Genomic DNA, 17,927 nt, shown 5'->3' with positions numbered 1-17,927 from the left:
TAACGTATCTTTCATCTCGTGAATCTTCTATAATCATAAATTTTTCTTGTAGTGTCATATTGTTCTCCTAATGGCAGTGTAGCACTTTTGGTTAATTTTTCAAGACTAATTTATGAAACGACCGTGTTTTGCTTAAAGTAACCCTTGTAAATGGGGATTTTTTTTGGTAAAATTGGGGTATAACGAAAAGAAATAGTGAGACTCTGAATAATGGCAACTTATAATTTTACTCCCAAAGATATTTATGATGCAGATTTTGATGTTAAAATGCGTGGTTATGATAAAGACCAAGTCAATGATTTATTAGATGATGTCATTGTTGATTACGAAAAATTTCAAGAAGAAATTCTAGCTTTACAAGAAGAAAATGAATTTTTGAAGAAAAAAATTCGTAACATTGAGTCAAAATCGCAGGTTGCAGTTTCTGAAAACACACAACGGTTTACCCCAATTACTGATACAGTTGAATCAGTTGGTGGCGCTCGTGTGACGACGAAATCAGCTAATAATTTTGATATCCTTAAACGCTTAAATCGATTGGAACGTGCTGTTTTTGGCCCACAGGCCCAAGCAACAAATGGTACTTCTGTAGAATAAGTATTAAGTCCTTAAAATAGGAAAATGTGATGACTTTAAAGCATTTTTAACAACCAGTTTTTGGATAATCGCGCGATTTCTTGGGTCAAACCTTGTGAATCGTGAGGAAAGTCCATGCTCGCGCGGGCTGCGATGCCCGCAGTGTTTGTGCTAGGCGAAACAATAAGCCTAGGTAGGTGTGTCAGACCTAACGGCTGAATTTTAGCTAAGTCTTCTTACGAAGATATGCGACAAATTCTGTAAAAGTGCCATAGAGACGAGTTGCTTTGGAAACTTAGCAAGTGGAACGTGGTAAACCCCTCAAGCGAGCAACCCAAACTTATGGTAGGGGCACTTGTCACGCGGAAATTGAACGTACGACGAGGCTCATTTTGGGATTCCCTAAAATGAGCAGACAGATGATTATCGAAGGTTGACTGAAATGTCAATTGGAACAAAACATGGCTTATAGAAAACTGGATGACAGGGGCTGGAGCGCAAAGCTCCAGCCTTTTTGAGATAGATGACTTATGGAAAAGACAAAATGAAAAATAATTTTAATTTAGTAGCAACTGCAGCAGCAGGACTTGAAAGTTTAACTGCTCAAGAATTACGTGATTTAGGCATTGAGACAAGACTAGATGATCGGTCACGTGTTTTATTTTCAGGTGACAAAGAAACGATTGCCAAAGCAAATCTCTGGTTGAGAACAGCAGACCGTGTTAAGATCATTATTGGTGAGTTTTCAGCCAAGACTTTCGATGAGTTATTTGAAGGTGTGTATGCGTTGGATTGGGCTGACATTTTACCATTTGGCGCTCAGTTTCCGATTGCTAAAGCGAAGGCTATCAAGTCAGACTTGCATAATGAACCAAGTATTCAGGCCATTACTAAAAAAGCCATCGCAAAAAAGATGCAAGTCCATTACCATCGACCTGAAAATGTGCCAATCCCTGAAACAGGTGCGCTATTCTCAATCGAAGTAGCTTTGCATAAAAATGTGGTGACAATCATGCTAGATACGACAGGGGAATCACTTTTTAAGCGAGGCTACCGTGTGGATAAAGGTGGTGCACCGATTAAAGAAAATATGGCAGCAGCCATTATCATGTTGACCAACTGGCGCGCCAACATGACACGACCCTTTGTTGACCCAACTTGTGGTTCTGGGACGTTTTGTATTGAGGCGGCATTAATCGGCATGAATATCGCACCTGGTTTTAACCGCGACTTTGCCTTTGAAGCATGGTCTTGGTTTGAAAATGAGATATTCAAAAAAGTTCGAGATGATGCGGAGAGTCAAGCAAATTATGATGCCAAACTGGATATCTCTGGTTTTGATATTGATGGTCGCATGATTCAAATCGCCCAAGAAAATGCACTTGAGATTGGGCTTGACGAGACCATTCAATTTAAGCAAATGCGTCTGCAAGATTTTCACTCGGATAAATTAGATGGTGTCTTAATTTCTAATCCACCTTATGGGGAGCGGTTAGGTGATGAGACAGCAGCCTATCAGCTCTATGAAGAAATGGGTGAAACCTTCAAGCCTCTTGAGACTTGGAGCAAATATATCATCACAAGTGATTTGGCGTTCGAAAAACATTACGGGGCTAAGGCGACCAAAAAACGAAAGTTATACAATGGTCGACTTCGCACAGATTTGTACCAATATTTTGGTAAGAGAATAAAATAATATGGCTAAAAAAAAGAAAAAGACAGCTTACAAGGAAAAGACAATGGCAATGAAAGATGCTGAAAATCTGACAGTTGAACAAGTTTCAGTCAAATCTGATGAGATTGAGACTGAAAATTTGACAAAGGAAAGTCCGCTTGACAAGTATATTCGTCAGCACAGATCTGACATTGAATCTGTTAAAAAAGAGCGTCAACTTAAAGCAGCAGTAGTATCTGAAAGTTTGGATAAATTTGTCCAAACGGCTCGTGAAGCAGCAAGTGCTGAGTCAGAAACAGTGGTAGCACCTGAAGACGAAGTAGAGTCAGAAACAGTGGCAGCATCTGAAAACGAAGTGACATCTGAAAATGATGCTATGCCGTCTGATTTGAAAGCGGCTGTGGCGACGACAGATGAAGTTGATTCAGGTATTGCACTTGAATCTGAATCAGCACCTGAACCTGACATATCAGAAATGACGGAGTCTGCTGAAGGAATCGAACCTGATTTCCCAGAGATTCAAGGGTCTTTTGACACGGTCGTTTTAGTAGCTGATGATGATAAACAAGTATCAGGTGAACCTACCGTGTCTGAAAAATCTGATGAAATTGCAAATTATTCTGAAGTGATACCGCTAACTGATACGACAGTATCTGAATCTCAAGTTATCGCCACAGAAACTGTGGTTGAGTCCGAAACGCCTGTAGAATCTGCTAAACCAGAGACGACTGAAATGGTATTGAGTGCTCAGGATTGGTCGATTGAGTCTCTGGAGAGAGAGACTCAATCGCATCAAAAGCCGCTTATCATTGGTGTTTGTGCGCTCTTGCTATTAGCAGTGGGAGGGACAGTTTGGTATCAAGTTGACCAGTCCAACCAAAAGCAAGCTGCCCAAACGGCAAAATCAGAGGCTAAAAAGTCTGAGGAAGCTAAAAAAACAGCTGCTTTTAACAAAGTTTATGCAACATTTTTCGTAGACGATAAAGCGACAAAATTAAAAAATGACCAGTTCGACAATATCGGTAAGCTGACAAGTGAGTTAGATAAATTGAAAGACCAGTCTGACTACAAGACTTTGAAAGCTAAGGTAGACGAACTTAAGTCGGAAATCACGGCCATCAAAGCGATGAATGGAAATTTCGATAAAGCGATCATTACAAATGGCGCTTTAGATAAAACGGCGCAAGTTCGGGAGGGTGTCAAGCTAAGTTATACGGCAACTGAAAATGTCGCATTAAACACCTTGTTAAAGGATGCCGTTGCCCACGGTCAAGCGCAACAAAAGGCTAAGTCATCAGTTGCGCCCGCGCCTTCAACACCTGCGCCAATTCAACAACCAACCGCACCTGAAAATACAACGACAGCACCTCAGCAAAGTGGCTCAGCTACTGCAACAGCAGACTCATCAACTGGTCCAGTATCATCAGGCTATGGCTTATCAACTGCTCAGTATCAAGCGCAATATCCAAACGTTATCATCGTGACTTCTAATTCACGTGTTCCAGTAGACCCTAATGCAGACCTCAGTAATCCTGCCTATGCTTGGGCACCTGGTATCAGAGAATTAGTGCTGCAAAAATGTCGTGAACGCGGTTATATCACAGGCGACGCCTACATTCTTTTGCCTGCAAGTATCCAAAAAGGTAACGGCTATTACAACCTCTATAAACCTGACGGCACTTACTTAGTTTCGATTAACTGTAAAACTGGTTACTTCGTTGGTAATGCTGCTGGCCATGCGGATGACTTAGATTATTAACTTGTTCTCACAATAAGGTACTAACTTTGAAACCCTGTTTTTAGCACATTTACTGATTTTAAGTCAGAAATGAGACTGGAAATAGTATGAAAACCGAACATTTGAGATAAAAACTGCCTAATTCAGGCAGTTTTTTTCATGAATTCAACTATTTTTACGTTATGATAGATTTATGGGTACCTCTAAAAACTGCTTTTGATGACTTTTGAGCTAAATTTTTCTAGTTGAAAGCATTGCTTTCAATCAACCAATGAGGACAACGAAGTTGTCTTCGGCTAGGCATTGCGACAAGCCTTGTGGCTGCGATTACTCGCCACAGAAAGCCCATTTGCTACTGCAAGGTGCGGAGCACTAACGACGCGATAAGGAAATTTAGCCAAAAGGGGCAAATCTGAGTTTTTAGAGGTACCCTTATATTAAAATTAGGAGAAATCATGACTGAAAAACGGACATTACTCTACGAAGGTAAGGCAAAAAATCTCTATCTGACAGATGATGAGACAATTGTTTTGGCAGCCTATAAAGATCAGGCGACAGCACTTAATGGCAAGAAAAAAGACAAGATTGCAGGTAAAGGCGAGCTCAATAACCAGATTACAAGCTTGATTTTTCGTGAGCTGAATCGTCGTGGTGTCCACACGCATTTCATTGAACAAGTCTCTCAAACCGAACAATTAAATACGAAAGTTGACATTATTCCATTGGAAGTGGTCGTTCGTAATTATACAGCAGGGTCATTTTCTAAACGTTTTGGCATTGAAGAAGGCGTCAAATTCCCAACACCAATCGTTGAATTTTACTATAAAAATGATGATTTGGATGACCCTTTTATCAATGATGCCCATGTTAAATTCCTAGACATTGCAAGCGATGAAGAGATTGCTTTTTTGAAACAAGCAGCGCTTGAGACGGATGCTATTTTGACAGAAATTTTTGCTAAAATTGGTCTCAAATTGATTGATTTCAAATTGGAATATGGTCGTTTGCCTGATGGCACCATCATTCTAGCTGATGAAATCTCTCCTGATACCTCTCGTCTTTGGGACGCTGATAATAACCATGTTGATAAAGATGTCTACCGCCGTGATTTGGGAGATTTAATCCCAGTTTATCAAAAAGTCCTCGCCGGTTTACAAGCAGAATTTGAAGGAAAATAATCTCGTGAAAAAACGTATTTTTGTCGCTAAAAAACCTCAATTTAAAGTCAAAAACCATGCCCTATTGACAGAGTTGCAGCATAATTTGCAACTTGAAACGCTGACTTCTGTCAATATCGTCCAAGTTTATGATGTCTTTCATGTGACGAACGAAATTTTGGCAGCTGCTGAGCAGTCAATATTTTCTGAAAAAGTGACGGATCATCTTTTGACAGATGAAGTTGTTAAATCAGCGCTTGGTAAGTCTAAATTTTTCGCCATTGAAGCGCTACCGGGTCAATTCGACCAACGCGCAACTTCAGCGGAAGAGGCGCTATTCTTGTTAGGCGCAAGCCATGATGCGATCGTCAAAACTGCTCAGCTTTATTTGCTCAACTCAGATTTGTCTGATTCAGAATTTGAAAAAATTAAGACCTATCAGCTCAACGCCGTGGACTCACGTTTTAAAAATATCGAAACTGAGATTGCTGAAGAAACCATCTCGGGTGCGAGTGACAGCATTCCAGTTCTCGAAAATTTCATTACAAAGACAGAAACTGAGATTGCAGACCTGCATCAAGCCTATTCACTCGCAATGGAAGTGGCGGATTTGTTGTGGATTCAGGATTATTTCAAGACAGTAGACCGAAATCCTACCGAAACGGAATTGAAAGTTTTGGATACTTACTGGAGTGACCATACACGTCACACGACCTTTGAGACTGAACTTAAAACGATTGATTTCTCTCAGTCAAAATTTAAGACCCAACTTCAAACGACATTTAATAAATATCTGGCCATGCGTGAAGACATCAAACGTAGCGAAAAGCCTACGACATTGATGGAATTGGCGACGATTTTCGGGCGTTACGAGCGCGCCAATGGACGTTTGGACGACATGGAAGTGTCTGATGAGATTAATGCGTGTTCGGTTGAGATTGAAGTGGATGTCAATGGTGTCAAAGAACCATGGCTCCTCATGTTCAAAAATGAAACCCATAATCACCCAACAGAAATCGAGCCTTTTGGTGGGGCGTCGACTTGTATTGGTGGCGCCATTCGTGACCCACTTTCTGGTCGTGCCTATATTTATCAAGCCATGCGGATTACGGGTGCGGGAGATATCACGGCGCCGATTTCTGAAACGCGAGCAGGGAAATTACCGCAGCAAGTGATTTCTAAAGGGGCTGCCCATGGTTACAGCTCATACGGCAATCAAATCGGACTTGCGACGACGTATGTTAAGGAATATTTCCACCCGAGTTTTATTGCTAAGCGCTTGGAAACAGGTGCTGTCGTTGGTGCTGCACCAAAAGAAAACGTGCTGCGTTTGAAACCGCAAGCCGGTGATGCCATTATTTTGTTTGGTGGTAAAACAGGTCGTGATGGTGTTGGTGGGGCAACAGGTTCATCTAAGGTTCAGACCAAGGAAACTGTCGAAACAGCAGGCGCTGAGGTTCAAAAAGGCAATGCCATAGAAGAACGTAAAATTCAACGTTTGTTTAGAAATCCAGAAGTGACGCAACTCGTTAAAAAATCTAATGATTTTGGTGCTGGCGGTGTCTGTGTTGCCATTGGTGAATTAGCAGATGGTTTGCGCATTGATTTGGATAAAATTCCTTTGAAATATCAAGGCTTATCAGGGACAGAAATTGCGATTTCTGAATCACAAGAACGGATGTCTGTTGTCGTTGAAGCAGGAGATGTTGATCAATTTATCGCTGAATGTGCTAAGGAAAACATCTTAGCGGTTCAAGTCGCAGAAGTCACTGAAAAAGCTAATTTGACCATGGTTTGGAAGGGTCAAACAATCGTTGACATTGAACGCTCATTCCTTGATACAAACGGTGTCCGTGTGGTTGTTGATGCGATAGTCGTCGACTCAGACTTGCCTGTACCGTTTGATAAAACATCAACTTTAGAGACGTTGGATGCTGACCTAAATGGTCTCTTGTCAGAGCTAAACTTCGCTTCACAAAAAGGCCTACAAACGATTTTTGATAGCTCAATCGGTCGCTCAACAGTCAATCAACCTATCGGTGGGCGATATCAGATTACACCAACTGAAAGTTCTGTTCAAAAATTACCAGTCTTACACGGTGTGACCAATACCGTTTCCCTGCTTGCGCATGGTTACAATCCAGAAATTGCCGCTTGGTCACCGTATCATGGTGCAGCATATGCCGTGATTGAAGCGACAGCACGTTTGGTTGCAACGGGATCAAACTGGTCTAAAGCACGCTTTTCATACCAAGAGTATTTCGAGCGCATGGATAAAAAAGCGGAACGCTTTGGCAAACCACTTGCAGCTCTCCTTGGCGCCATAGAAGCCCAAGAACAGCTCGGTCTACCGTCAATCGGTGGGAAAGATTCGATGAGCGGTACCTTTGAAGATATCACAGTGCCACCGACACTGATTGCCTTTGGTGTGACAACGTCTGAAACAGACCGCATTTTGTCGCCAGAGTTTAAATTACCTGATGAAAACATCTACTATATTCCCGGTGTAACGGTCGCAGATAAAATCGATTGGGACATTATCAAATCGAACTTTGACTTGCTAACTGACTTACAGGCGAAACACAAAATCACAGCAGCCATTTCCACCAAAGCAGGTGGCTTTGGTGAAGCAATTGCTCTCATGACATTCGGCAATCATATCGGTGCAGACCTTGCCTTATCTGATATTTCTGATATCATCAAAGCGCAGTTTGCTGGCTTTATCTTTACCTCACCTGAAGAAATCGCAAGTGTTACAAAAATCGGTCGCACAACGACAGACTTTAACCTCGTGGTGAATGGTGTCAGCCTTTCAGGCGAGATGTTACTTTCAAGCTATGAAAGCCCACTAGAATCAGTTTATCCGACCTTGTTTGAACAAGATGATAGCCTAGTAGAAGTTGAGACAAAAGTATCTCATGCTACAATACAAGCATCAGCTAAAATCAAGACACCGCTTGTTTATATTCCAGTTTTCCCAGGTACTAACTGTGAGTATGATACGGCTAAAGCTTTCGAAGCAGCAGGAGCTAAGGCTAAGATCGTGCCATTCCGTACTTTAGATATTTCGGATTCTATCAAAGAAATGGTTGCCAATATCGCGCAAGCGAATATTCTCATGTTTGCGGGTGGTTTCTCAGCCGCAGATGAGCCTGATGGTTCAGCAAAATTCATTGTTAACATTCTTTTGAATGAGCAAGTTAAATCAGCTATTGATGCTTTCATTGCGCATGGCGGTTTGATTCTTGGTATCTGTAATGGATTCCAGGCTTTAGTTAAATCGGGCTTGCTGCCTTATGGTCAATTTGATAGCTTGACTAATCAGTCCCCAACCTTGTTCTATAACGATGCCAATCAGCACGTTGCTAAAATGGTTGAGACAAGAATTACCAACACCAATTCACCTTGGTTGACAGGTGTGAAAGTTGGTGATATTCATACTATTCCAGTCTCTCACGGTGAAGGTAAGTTTGTCGTTTCTGAAAGGGAACTCGCTGAGCTGATTGACAATGGTCAAATCATCACACAATACGTTGATTTTGAAGGTAAGCCAAGCATGGATTCTTTCTATAATCCAAACGGCTCAGTCGCAGCCATTGAAGGCATTATCAGTAAAAACGGGCAGATTCTCGGTAAAATGGGGCATTCTGAACGTTACGAATCAGGCCTATTTAAAAATATCCCCGGTCATAAAGATCAGCAACTCTTTGAGAGTGCCGTGGCTTATTTTAGAGGCGTATAAACTTATACCGATATGCCATCAAGTGGTAACAATAAGTTTAATGGCAGTAGCTTAATCTATTTTGAGTGTATATCCAATATAAAAGCAAGTCACAGATTGATGTGGCTTGTTTTATTCTAGCAATACTCAGAAAGTGTTAAAAATAATAAGCAAATTGCCAATATTTTTCGTATATAGAGTTAGAGGATAAAAAAATGTACGAAATAAGAGAAGCAGACTACCCCATGAGACCGAGAGAACGCCTGAGAACACTTGGAGAGAAGTATTTATCTGATCAAGAATTACTCGCTATTTTACTGCGAACAGGTACGGCTCAGTCATCAGTCTTGGAGTTATCGGGTCAGATACTCCGACATTTTGAAACGCTAGAGAATTTTCGTAGGGCTAGTATTGAAGAATTGATGCAAATTTCTGGGATAGGCATGAGTAAAGCCGTTGAAATTCGAGCCATGATGGAGCTGGGCAAGCGTATCCAGACGACGGAGCGCAAACGCTATGGTCAAGTTAAGGGTGCGCAGCAATTTGCGAAGACTTTGATAGACGAGATGTCCGACTTTGATCAGGAACATCTGGTAGCAGTCTATCTGGATGGTAAAAATCAAATCATCAAAAAACGGACGATTTTTGTCGGTACCGTTAATTCAGCCAGTGCGAATCCCCGAGAGATCTTGCATTTTGCGATAAAAACCCTAGCTGCTGGGATTTTAATTGCTCATAACCATCCGTCTGGTGACCCTAAACCGTCAGAGGCTGATGTTGTCTTTACAGACCGAATGGAAAACGCCTGTGATTATATGGGTGTCAACTTGATTGATCATATCATCATCGGTCATCAACGTTATTTTTCATTTCAGGAAAGTGGCTTGATGTTTTGAATTAGAAAAATGGAACAAAAAACACGTCTAAATTAGGACGTGTGATTAGAGATTATAAACAGCGTAACGAAAGAAAGCTAAATCTTCATCACGGACATTATACATAAAGTCTGGGTGCCATTGAACGCCCAGAAAACGAAGCTGTGGGTTGATAGATTGAACTGCTTCCACCACATGATCCTCAAAGGATTTGGCAATCACTTCAAGCTGTGGTGCAATCTTCTTTAGACTTTGACGATGGAAGGAGTTGACGTGCGCTTTACGACCATAAATTGAATCAAGTGGCGAATGCTTAGAGATGAGGACATCGTGAGAAGTCTGTGTCAGTGCTTTTTCTTGCCAATGGTTCTGAATTTGCTGGTTGAGTGACCCTCCGAGGGCGACATTAACCAATTGCATGCCGCGACAGACACCAACGATTGGCTTATTTTGCTTGATAGCTTCATTGATGAGGGCAATTTCAAAGGCATCACGTTCCCGATTATAGTCGTTAGATTTGATTGTTTCAACTTCGCCATAAAATTCTGGTGCAACATTTTGTCCACCAGCTAAGACTAACTTGTCAATCATCGAAATATAACGTTTGGCTGTCATAGGATCACCAATAGGGATCATAATCGGGAGACCACCCACAAGTTGAACGGCTTTGATATAACCAGAAGGGTTATAAGAAATCGCCATATGCCCCATGTCATCTCCCGCATCCCGCCGTTCGTTTGCGGCAACACCGATGATGGGTTGTAAAGTAGTCATCATTTTTGCTCGGTATCTTTTTTATCTTGCATGAAAAATAAGAGTGTTTGAAGTTCACTTGTCAAGTCGACAGACTGAACTGTGATATTTTCTGGCACTTGGAGACGTCTCGGCGTGAAATTGAGAATGCCTTTTATCCCAGCAGCAATCAAAGTCTCAGCCACTTCTTGGGCACGGTCTGACTGCACAGAGATGATGGCAGTCTCTATATTTGAATCTGGAAGATTATTTTGAATATCTGAGATATTGTAAATAGGGATACCGTCATCAGTTTTCGTTCCAACGAGCGGGTTGCCCGCGACATCGTAGGCTTGGGTAATCCGCATTTTATTGCGGTCATGAAAACGATAGTTAATCAGTGCGCGACCTAAATTTCCGACACCAACAAGGGCAATATTGGTTTCTGCTGAGTCCCCTAATAAATTTCCGAAAAAGTCACGAAGAGCAGTCGTATCATAACCATAGCCCCGTCTACCAAGCTCACCAAACAGTGAAAAATCACGTCTGACGGTAGCAGAGTCAACGCCTAATTTTGCGGCAATCGCTTGAGAGTTAGTTCGGTCAACCTTGTCAGCCACAAATTGTTTAAAAATGCGATAATATTGCGGCAGACGTTTGGCAGTTGCCTTGGGTAAAACTTCATTAAATTTTGTGACGACCATAAAAGTAAAGACCTCCATCAGTATTCATTACTATTCTTTGTGAATAGATTACCAAAAGTTTGTGAAGTTGTCAAACAAAATAGATTTAGCGATTAGATTAACACCACCATTTGTGGTAAAATAGACCTATGATTTTACTACAAGGGAACAATATTTCAAGGACATTTGGTGCAGATGTCCTGTTTGAAAAGATAAATTTTACAATTCAAGATAATTCACGGGTTTCACTCGTCGGGCGCAATGGTGCAGGAAAGTCAACACTACTGAAAATTATTGCAGATGTGGAGACACCAAGCGCTGGTGAGATTTCAAAGACTAAAAATTTGACCATGTCTTACTTAGCTCAAGAGACTAACTTTTCATCTGAGCGGACGATTTATGATGAAATGCTCAGTGTTTTTGAGGTACAGATTAGTCAAGAAAAGCAATTACGTCAGATGGAAGCACAAATGGGAGAGCTTTCTGGTGCTGACCTCTCTAGTTTGATGACACGCTATGATAGCTTGACTGAAACATTTCGCCAAAATAAAGGGTTTACCTATGAATCTGACATCAAAAACGTCTTAAATGGTTTCAAGTTTGACGCCACATTTTGGTCGCAGTCAGTTGCAAGTCTGTCAGGCGGTCAAAAAACGCGTTTGGCTTTGGCTAAGATTTTGCTTGAAAATCCAGCTTTTTTGATTCTCGATGAGCCAACCAACCACTTGGATATTGAAACCCTCTTATGGCTTGAAAATTACTTGAAAAATTATCGTGGTGCAATTTTAATCGTCAGTCATGACCGCTATTTTTTAGATAAAGTGACGACTGAAACACTGGAATTATCACGTGGTAAATTTGAAAAATATGTTGGTAATTATAGTCAATATATCAAACTTAAAGCTGAAAAACTCGCGACACAAGCTAAACAATATGATAAACAGCAAAAAGAAATCGCTAGTCTAGAAGATTTTGTCAATCGAAACCTAGCGCGAGCATCGACGACAAAACGTGCGCAATCGAGACGAAAGAAACTCGAGAAGATGGAGAAATTGGACCAGCCACTCGCAAATGAAAAATCAGCACATTTCACGTTTTCACCAGCTATTGAATCAGGGAATGTCGTTTTAACCGTTGAAAATGGCGCGGTTGGCTATGATAAGGAAGTTTTATCAAGTCCGATTAATTTAGACGAGCGCAAATATAATTCGATTGCCATTGTTGGACCAAATGGGATTGGTAAATCGACTTTAATCAAATCTATCGTGGGTAAGATTCCCTTGATTGAAGGGACAGTTAAACTAGGCGCTAATGTTGCTATGGGGTATTATGACCAAGAACAGCGTGATTTGACGCCTTCTAATACGGTATTAGAAGAACTTTGGAAAGACCATAGTCTTGTGCCAGAGGTTGAGATTCGAAATCGTCTGGGTGCCTTCCTTTTTTCAGGGGATGATGTCCAAAAAGCTGTCGGCATGTTATCTGGTGGCGAAAAAGCACGTTTACTCCTAGCTAAGTTATCGATGCAAAATGATAATTTCTTGGTACTTGATGAGCCTACCAACCACTTGGATATTGATAGCCGTGAAGTTTTGGAAAATGCGCTGATCGATTTTGATGGCACGTTGTTATTTGTCAGTCATGACCGGTATTTCATTAACAGAGTTGCTGATAAAGTCCTTGAAATATCTGCCGAAGGCAGCAAAATTTACTTGGGTGATTACGACTATTACTTGGAGAAAAAGGCTGAGGAGGCTGAAATTGCTGTACTTTTAGCAGCAGAAAGTGATGCTATCTCAGAACAGGCAGCGCCGTCTAGTTATCAAGCCTCAAAAGATGATCAAAAATGGCGTCGGAAATTGACACGTGACATCGCAGCTTTGGACGAGAAATTGCAGGCGTTTGATGAGACGATTGCAGTCTTACATGAGCAAATGGTCGCGTCATCAGAAGACTTTGTCAGATTAGGCGAGCTACAAAAAGAACTGGATACGATTGTAGCAGAAAAAGAAGCCGTTGAAGAATTATGGCTAGAAAAATCAGAAGAACTTGGAGAATAAATAATCGTGAAACACAATACAAAAAAATATGACTATCTCATCGTTGGTGCAGGGTCATTTGGCGCAACATTTGCGCATGAGGCGGCATTGCGCGGCAAGAGGTGTCTGGTTATCGAGCGTCGTAGTCATTTAGGTGGTAATCTATATACACACCAAGAAAAAGGCATCAATGTTCACGATTACGGTGCGCATATCTTTCACACAGATAACAAACCTGTCTGGTATTATGTCAATCAATTCACTGAATTTAATGGTTATATTAATCAAGTTGTTGCTAATTTTAAAGGAGACTTGTATAATCTTCCCTTCAATATGAATACCTTTTATCAGATGTGGGGAGTAAAGACACCAGCCGAAGCGCAGGCAAAAATTGCTGAACAGCGGGAGGATGCAGGGATTACTGGTACACCTAAAAATTTAGAAGAGCAGGCGATTTCGCTTATCGGTACAGATATTTATGAAAAGCTAATCAAGGGTTACACAGAAAAACAATGGGGACGCAAAGCAACTGAATTACCAAGCTTTATTATTCGTCGCTTGCCAACACGTTTTACCTTTGATAACAATTACTTTAATCATCGTTATCAGGGGGTACCAGTAGCTGGCTATACTGCAATTTTTGATAAAATGTTAGACCACGATTTGATAGATGTACGATTAGAGACTGACTTTTTTGCAGATAAAGATACTTACTTAGCTGAATTTCCACGTATTGTTTACACTGGGATGATTGATCAATTCTTTGACTATAAATTCGGTGAGCTAGAATATCGCAGTGTTCGATTTGAATCTGAGTTACTGGCAACTGATAATGCGCAAGGTAATGCGGTCATAAACTATACAGATGCTGAAATACCTTATACACGGGTTATGGAATGGCGTCATTTTGATCAAAGTGGTGATGATGATATTACAATCTTAACTCGAGAATATCCTCAAGATTGGGATAGGACTAAAGAAGCTTACTATCCAGTCAATGATGAGAAGAATTCGACTCTATATAAACAATACCGTGCTGAGGCAAAAAAATATGAAAAAGTCATCATGGGTGGTCGTTTGGGGAACTACCAGTACTATGACATGGATCAAGTTTTTCATTCAGCACTTGTTGCGGTCAAGCAAGAATTTAAACAATAGTAAGAAAATTATCAATATCCTGACCATTTCAAACACATCTTGTGATAAAATAGTAACAGACAAAATTTGAAAGAGAGAACAATCATGCAAACACTATCTCGTGAAATTACCAAAGACTTACTTGACATCAAGGCGGTTTTTCTTCAACCTAACGATCCTTTTACTTGGGCGAGCGGTATTCAATCACCGATTTATACGGACAATCGGATTACGATTTCTTATCCAGAAGTACGCCGTCGCATTGCACAAGGCTTTGCTGACCGCATTCGTGCTGAGTTTCCTGATGTTGAAGTGATTGCAGGGGCAGCAACTGGTGGTGTGCCACACGCGGCTTGGGTTGCTGAAATCCTTGATTTACCAATGGTTTATATCCGCTCTAAAGCTAAGGACCATGGTGCAGGCAATCAAGTCGAAGGTCGCATTACTGAGCATCAAAAGATGGTCATTATCGAAGATTTGATTTCAACCGGTGGTTCGGTAATTGGAACTGCTGAGGCAGCAAGTCGTGAAGGCGCTGATGTCTTAGGTGTTGCAGCGATTTTCACTTACGAATTACCACGTGGCATTGAAAACTTTGAAAAAGCAAATCTGCCTTTGATTACACTTTCAAATTATTCTGATTTGATTGAGATTGCTAAAGAAATCGGTTATGTCGATGCGGACGAATTGGCCTTACTCAAAAAATTCAAGGACAATCAAGCGACTTGGCAAGACTAAGGGACAGAACAGTTGAACCATAGTACTTAATAGAAAAGGACCAAAATGAAACTCATAAAAAATGGCCGTGTGATAGATCCCAAAAGTCAATTTGATGCGATGGCTGATATTTTGATTGATGGTCAAAAAATTATTGCCATTGGGCAAAATTTATCGCAAAAAGGTGCTGAAATCATTGATGCGACGGGTAAGATTGTGGCACCCGGTTTGATTGATGTTCATGTCCATTTTCGTGATCCAGGTCAGACGCATAAGGAAGACATTCATACGGGTAGTCTGGCTGCGGCGCGTGGCGGCTTTACCACTGTCGTCATGATGGCCAATACTAATCCGACAGTTTCAACGGTTGAGACTTTGACAGAGGTTCTGTCATCTGCAGCGCGTGAAAACATCCATGTTAAGAGTGTTGCGACCATTACCGATAAGTTTGATGGACAGAACTTGACAGACTTTGAGGCGCTTTTAAAGGCGGGAGCGGTTGGCTTTTCTGATGATGGCATTCCGTTTGCAGATGCTGGTCGGGTGCGCCGAGCGATGCAAAAAGCAGTGGCGTTTGATACCGTTTTGGCGCTGCATGAAGAAGACCCGCAATTAACAGGTGTGCTAGGCATCAACGATGGGGCAATTGCGCATCAATGTGGTGTGACGGGTGCGCCGACGGTTTCTGAGTATAGTATGGTGGCGCGTGATGTCATGTTAGCGTTGGATACGAAGGCGCGTGTCCATTTTCAGCATTTGTCAGCAGGGACATCAGTTGATGTCGTTAGATTTGCTAAGTCACTTGGTGCGCAGATCACGGCGGAAGTCACACCTCAGCATTTTTCAATCACAGAAGAAGCGATTTTGACGCATGGTACGAATGCTAAGCTCAATCCGCCTTTGCGTCGTGCAGCTGATATTGAGAAGTTGATTGTCGGCTTGCAAGACGGCACAATTGATGTCATTGCGACGGATCATGCACCGCATACACACGCTGAAAAAGATCAAGAAATCACGAAGGCACCATCTGGTATGACTGGTCTAGAAACATCGTTATCACTTGGCTTGACGCATTTGGTTGCGCCGGGTCATCTGTCTTTGATGGCTCTATTAGAAAAAATGACTAGCAATCCAGCACAAGTTTTGCGCTTAGATGCAGGTTATTTAGCTGAAAATGGACCAGCTGATCTTGTGATTTTTGATGCGGATGCGGTGCGTGAAGTTAAGAATGACTTTGTCTCTAAATCTAGTAATTCACCGTTTGTTGGTAATCAATTACAAGGCGTGATTGATTATACGATTTGTGATGGTGAGATTGTTTATCAAGGTTGATGAGATAAATTATTAATTTAAATATGATTTTAGAAGATGGTGAAGGCATCATCTTCTTTCGTTTTAAACGCAATAGAAGGAGGTTCGAGTGAAATGTTTTAGTGATGAGTCATTTAAGGTCTTTGACGTAGAAGGATTAGATGAGCGAATGGCTGCCATTCGTGCTGACATTCAACCGATTTTTGCAGAAATAATGGCAGAAGTTTCAGCGCGTTTGACTGCTTTTGTCGGGTATGAGACTTTCGTACACATTGCCCAACATCGAAGACGTACGAGATATGCGCCTGAAAATACATGGTCGGCGATTTCTGATAATAAGCGTGGTTACAAGTCTCAGGCTCATTTACAGTTAGGACTTTGGGATAACTATGTCTTTATGTATTTATCAATTATTGATAACCCTGCCAAACGTGAACAATATGCGGACTATTTAGCTGAACATCATGATTTTCCAGATGACTTTGTCTATTCACTGGATCATACCAAACCTGAATTTTTCTCTGTAACTGAAGGCTTAGAGAAAGGAATCCAGCGATTACACGATGTGAAAAAGGGTGAATTTGAGGTCGGGCGGATTATTTCCCGAGATGCTAAAATTTGGCAAAAAAATCCGCAAGCCTATATTTTAGAGACTTTTGAGACTTTGTTCCCACTTTATCAGCACTTAAATGCTTAAAAACTATCAATGTATAGTTTCAGACTGAAGACAACCCCCAAAAATTATTTGAGAGTTGTCTTTTTTCTTAAATGGCATTATTTTTTGCGATATTGATTGGGTGTGAGCTGATATTTTTCTTTGAATTTTTTAGAAAAATAATCTACTGTTTGATAGCCGACTTGTTCTGAAACCTCATAAATTTTTAGATGTGTCGTCGTGAGTAAATCAGTGGCTAAAGTCAATCGTTTCAATGTGATATAATCTAACAAATTTTGATTAGTAAGTGCTTTAAAGTAGCGGCTAATATATTTTTTAGATAAGTGTAGTTGTTCTGATAATTCATCCATAAGAAAAGGATTTGCTAGTTCTTCTTGGATGATGCTCTGGCATTTTTTCAGAAAAGCTAATGCTTTGTCGGATAAATTTGATAAGTTTTCAAAATCAAAGGTTTGTCGTCGTGCTTGTTTTTGTGCCAAAAGAGGGCTGATTTTAGTCAAAAGATACGTCATTTTAGTTTCTGTAAATGGTTTTTCAATATAGTCCAAAGCATTGAGTCTAAGTCCTTCGACAGCATAGCTAAATTCAGTAAAAGTGCTGGCAAGAATGACAGGTACATTGTCATTATCTGCTCTAAGTTGACGTAAAAATTCGATACCGTTCATTATTGGCATTCTAATATCTGAGATAATGAGATCAAACTGTTCAGTTTTGAGTATATCTAGGGCAGCAACCCCATTTTCCGCATAGTTGCTGATAACAAAATCATTTGTCTGGAAAATAGGGTATGTTGAAAAAATCAATTGATAGCTAGGATATTCATCATCGACTAATAGTATTTTATACATATTCAATTTCCTTTATATTTACCAATTCGTACTGTAATGTAG

The 17,927-nt window shown here is 40.9% G+C and carries 14 protein-coding genes and 1 other RNA gene; 12 read left to right on the top strand and 3 right to left on the bottom strand.

The annotated features are described in order from the left end of the window. Window positions 1-210: 210 nt before the first annotated feature. From gpsB to radC, 7 genes are all read left to right on the top strand, one after another. Window positions 211-597, top strand: a complete 387-nt coding sequence (gene gpsB, locus ACYQ21_RS06655) for a cell division regulator GpsB (protein ID WP_460056705.1) — start codon at window positions 211-213, stop codon at window positions 595-597. A gap of 56 nt (window positions 598-653) precedes the next feature. Beyond that, window positions 654-1,050, top strand: an RNA gene (gene rnpB / locus ACYQ21_RS06650) — RNase P RNA component class B. A gap of 70 nt (window positions 1,051-1,120) precedes the next feature. Next, entirely contained in the window at window positions 1,121-2,272 is a 1,152-nt protein-coding gene (locus tag ACYQ21_RS06645) for a THUMP domain-containing class I SAM-dependent RNA methyltransferase (RefSeq protein WP_460056702.1), read from the top strand. A 1-nt stretch (window position 2,273) separates the two neighbouring features. Next, the gene (locus tag ACYQ21_RS06640; RefSeq protein ID WP_460056700.1) at window positions 2,274-4,010 is read left to right on the top strand and encodes a cell division site-positioning protein MapZ family protein; all 1,737 of its coding nucleotides are present in this window, start codon (window positions 2,274-2,276) and stop codon (window positions 4,008-4,010) included. A 434-nt stretch (window positions 4,011-4,444) separates the two neighbouring features. Further along, entirely contained in the window at window positions 4,445-5,167 is a 723-nt protein-coding gene (gene purC, locus ACYQ21_RS06635; RefSeq protein WP_460056698.1) for a phosphoribosylaminoimidazolesuccinocarboxamide synthase, read from the top strand. Window positions 5,168-5,171: 4 nt separating this feature from the next. After that, window positions 5,172-8,888: a phosphoribosylformylglycinamidine synthase gene (locus ACYQ21_RS06630; protein ID WP_460056696.1), complete on the top strand. Its 3,717-nt coding sequence runs from the start codon at window positions 5,172-5,174 to the stop codon at window positions 8,886-8,888. Window positions 8,889-9,082: 194 nt separating this feature from the next. Next, window positions 9,083-9,763, top strand: coding sequence for a RadC family protein (gene radC / locus ACYQ21_RS06625; RefSeq protein ID WP_460056693.1), 681 nt, complete (start codon window positions 9,083-9,085; stop codon window positions 9,761-9,763). 45 nt (window positions 9,764-9,808) lie between these two features. Here radC and ACYQ21_RS06620 read toward each other — a convergent pair whose 3' ends face one another. Both ACYQ21_RS06620 and ACYQ21_RS06615 read right to left on the bottom strand, forming a co-directional pair. Then, on the bottom strand, window positions 9,809-10,516 hold the full coding sequence (locus tag ACYQ21_RS06620) for a gamma-glutamyl-gamma-aminobutyrate hydrolase family protein (RefSeq protein WP_460056708.1): 708 nt from the start codon (window positions 10,514-10,516) through the stop codon (window positions 9,809-9,811). Further along, entirely contained in the window at window positions 10,516-11,178 is a 663-nt protein-coding gene (locus ACYQ21_RS06615; RefSeq protein ID WP_460056691.1) for a redox-sensing transcriptional repressor Rex, read from the bottom strand. The genes ACYQ21_RS06620 and ACYQ21_RS06615 overlap by 1 nt, the downstream gene beginning before the upstream one ends. A gap of 128 nt (window positions 11,179-11,306) precedes the next feature. Between ACYQ21_RS06615 and ACYQ21_RS06610 the strand changes: the two genes are divergently transcribed. From ACYQ21_RS06610 to ACYQ21_RS06590, 5 genes are all read left to right on the top strand, one after another. Next, complete coding sequence (locus ACYQ21_RS06610; RefSeq protein WP_460056688.1) at window positions 11,307-13,217, top strand: ABC-F family ATP-binding cassette domain-containing protein; 1,911 nt, start codon at window positions 11,307-11,309, stop codon at window positions 13,215-13,217. A gap of 6 nt (window positions 13,218-13,223) precedes the next feature. Beyond that, window positions 13,224-14,354, top strand: a complete 1,131-nt coding sequence (glf, locus tag ACYQ21_RS06605; protein WP_460056685.1) for a UDP-galactopyranose mutase — start codon at window positions 13,224-13,226, stop codon at window positions 14,352-14,354. A gap of 84 nt (window positions 14,355-14,438) precedes the next feature. Continuing rightward, a complete protein-coding gene (gene pyrE / locus ACYQ21_RS06600; RefSeq protein ID WP_460056683.1) occupies window positions 14,439-15,071 on the top strand; it encodes an orotate phosphoribosyltransferase in 633 nt (210 codons plus the stop codon). Between the two features lie 45 nt (window positions 15,072-15,116). After that, entirely contained in the window at window positions 15,117-16,382 is a 1,266-nt protein-coding gene (locus ACYQ21_RS06595; RefSeq protein WP_460056681.1) for a dihydroorotase, read from the top strand. Between the two features lie 88 nt (window positions 16,383-16,470). Continuing rightward, entirely contained in the window at window positions 16,471-17,058 is a 588-nt protein-coding gene (locus ACYQ21_RS06590; protein ID WP_460056679.1) for a DUF1054 domain-containing protein, read from the top strand. A 77-nt stretch (window positions 17,059-17,135) separates the two neighbouring features. On the opposite strand, the gene ACYQ21_RS06585 is transcribed toward ACYQ21_RS06590, so the two are convergent. Then, window positions 17,136-17,885 (bottom strand): response regulator transcription factor, encoded by a 750-nt coding sequence (locus tag ACYQ21_RS06585; RefSeq protein ID WP_460056676.1) that lies wholly within the window; start codon window positions 17,883-17,885, stop codon window positions 17,136-17,138. Window positions 17,886-17,927 lie beyond the last annotated feature (42 nt).

It is taken from the genome of Pseudolactococcus yaeyamensis, from assembly GCF_054658615.1.
The sequence above is the reverse complement of the archived record's forward strand: the minus strand, read 5'-3'. Positions and strand labels throughout refer to the sequence as shown.

What these genes read in the sequence shown, in the direction of transcription:
- gpsB (WP_460056705.1), top strand. Translation starts at nt 211, where the DNA reads ATGGCAACTTATAATTTTACTCCCAAAGATATTTATGATGCAGATTTT.
- ACYQ21_RS06645 (WP_460056702.1), top strand. Translation starts at nt 1,121, where the DNA reads ATGAAAAATAATTTTAATTTAGTAGCAACTGCAGCAGCAGGACTTGAA.
- ACYQ21_RS06640 (WP_460056700.1), top strand. Translation starts at nt 2,274, where the DNA reads ATGGCTAAAAAAAAGAAAAAGACAGCTTACAAGGAAAAGACAATGGCA.
- purC (WP_460056698.1), top strand. Translation starts at nt 4,445, where the DNA reads ATGACTGAAAAACGGACATTACTCTACGAAGGTAAGGCAAAAAATCTC.
- radC (WP_460056693.1), top strand. Translation starts at nt 9,083, where the DNA reads ATGTACGAAATAAGAGAAGCAGACTACCCCATGAGACCGAGAGAACGC.
- ACYQ21_RS06620 (WP_460056708.1), bottom strand. Translation starts at nt 10,516, where the DNA reads ATGACTACTTTACAACCCATCATCGGTGTTGCCGCAAACGAACGGCGG.
- ACYQ21_RS06615 (WP_460056691.1), bottom strand. Translation starts at nt 11,178, where the DNA reads ATGGTCGTCACAAAATTTAATGAAGTTTTACCCAAGGCAACTGCCAAA.
- ACYQ21_RS06610 (WP_460056688.1), top strand. Translation starts at nt 11,307, where the DNA reads ATGATTTTACTACAAGGGAACAATATTTCAAGGACATTTGGTGCAGAT.
- pyrE (WP_460056683.1), top strand. Translation starts at nt 14,439, where the DNA reads ATGCAAACACTATCTCGTGAAATTACCAAAGACTTACTTGACATCAAG.
- ACYQ21_RS06595 (WP_460056681.1), top strand. Translation starts at nt 15,117, where the DNA reads ATGAAACTCATAAAAAATGGCCGTGTGATAGATCCCAAAAGTCAATTT.
- ACYQ21_RS06585 (WP_460056676.1), bottom strand. Translation starts at nt 17,885, where the DNA reads ATGTATAAAATACTATTAGTCGATGATGAATATCCTAGCTATCAATTG.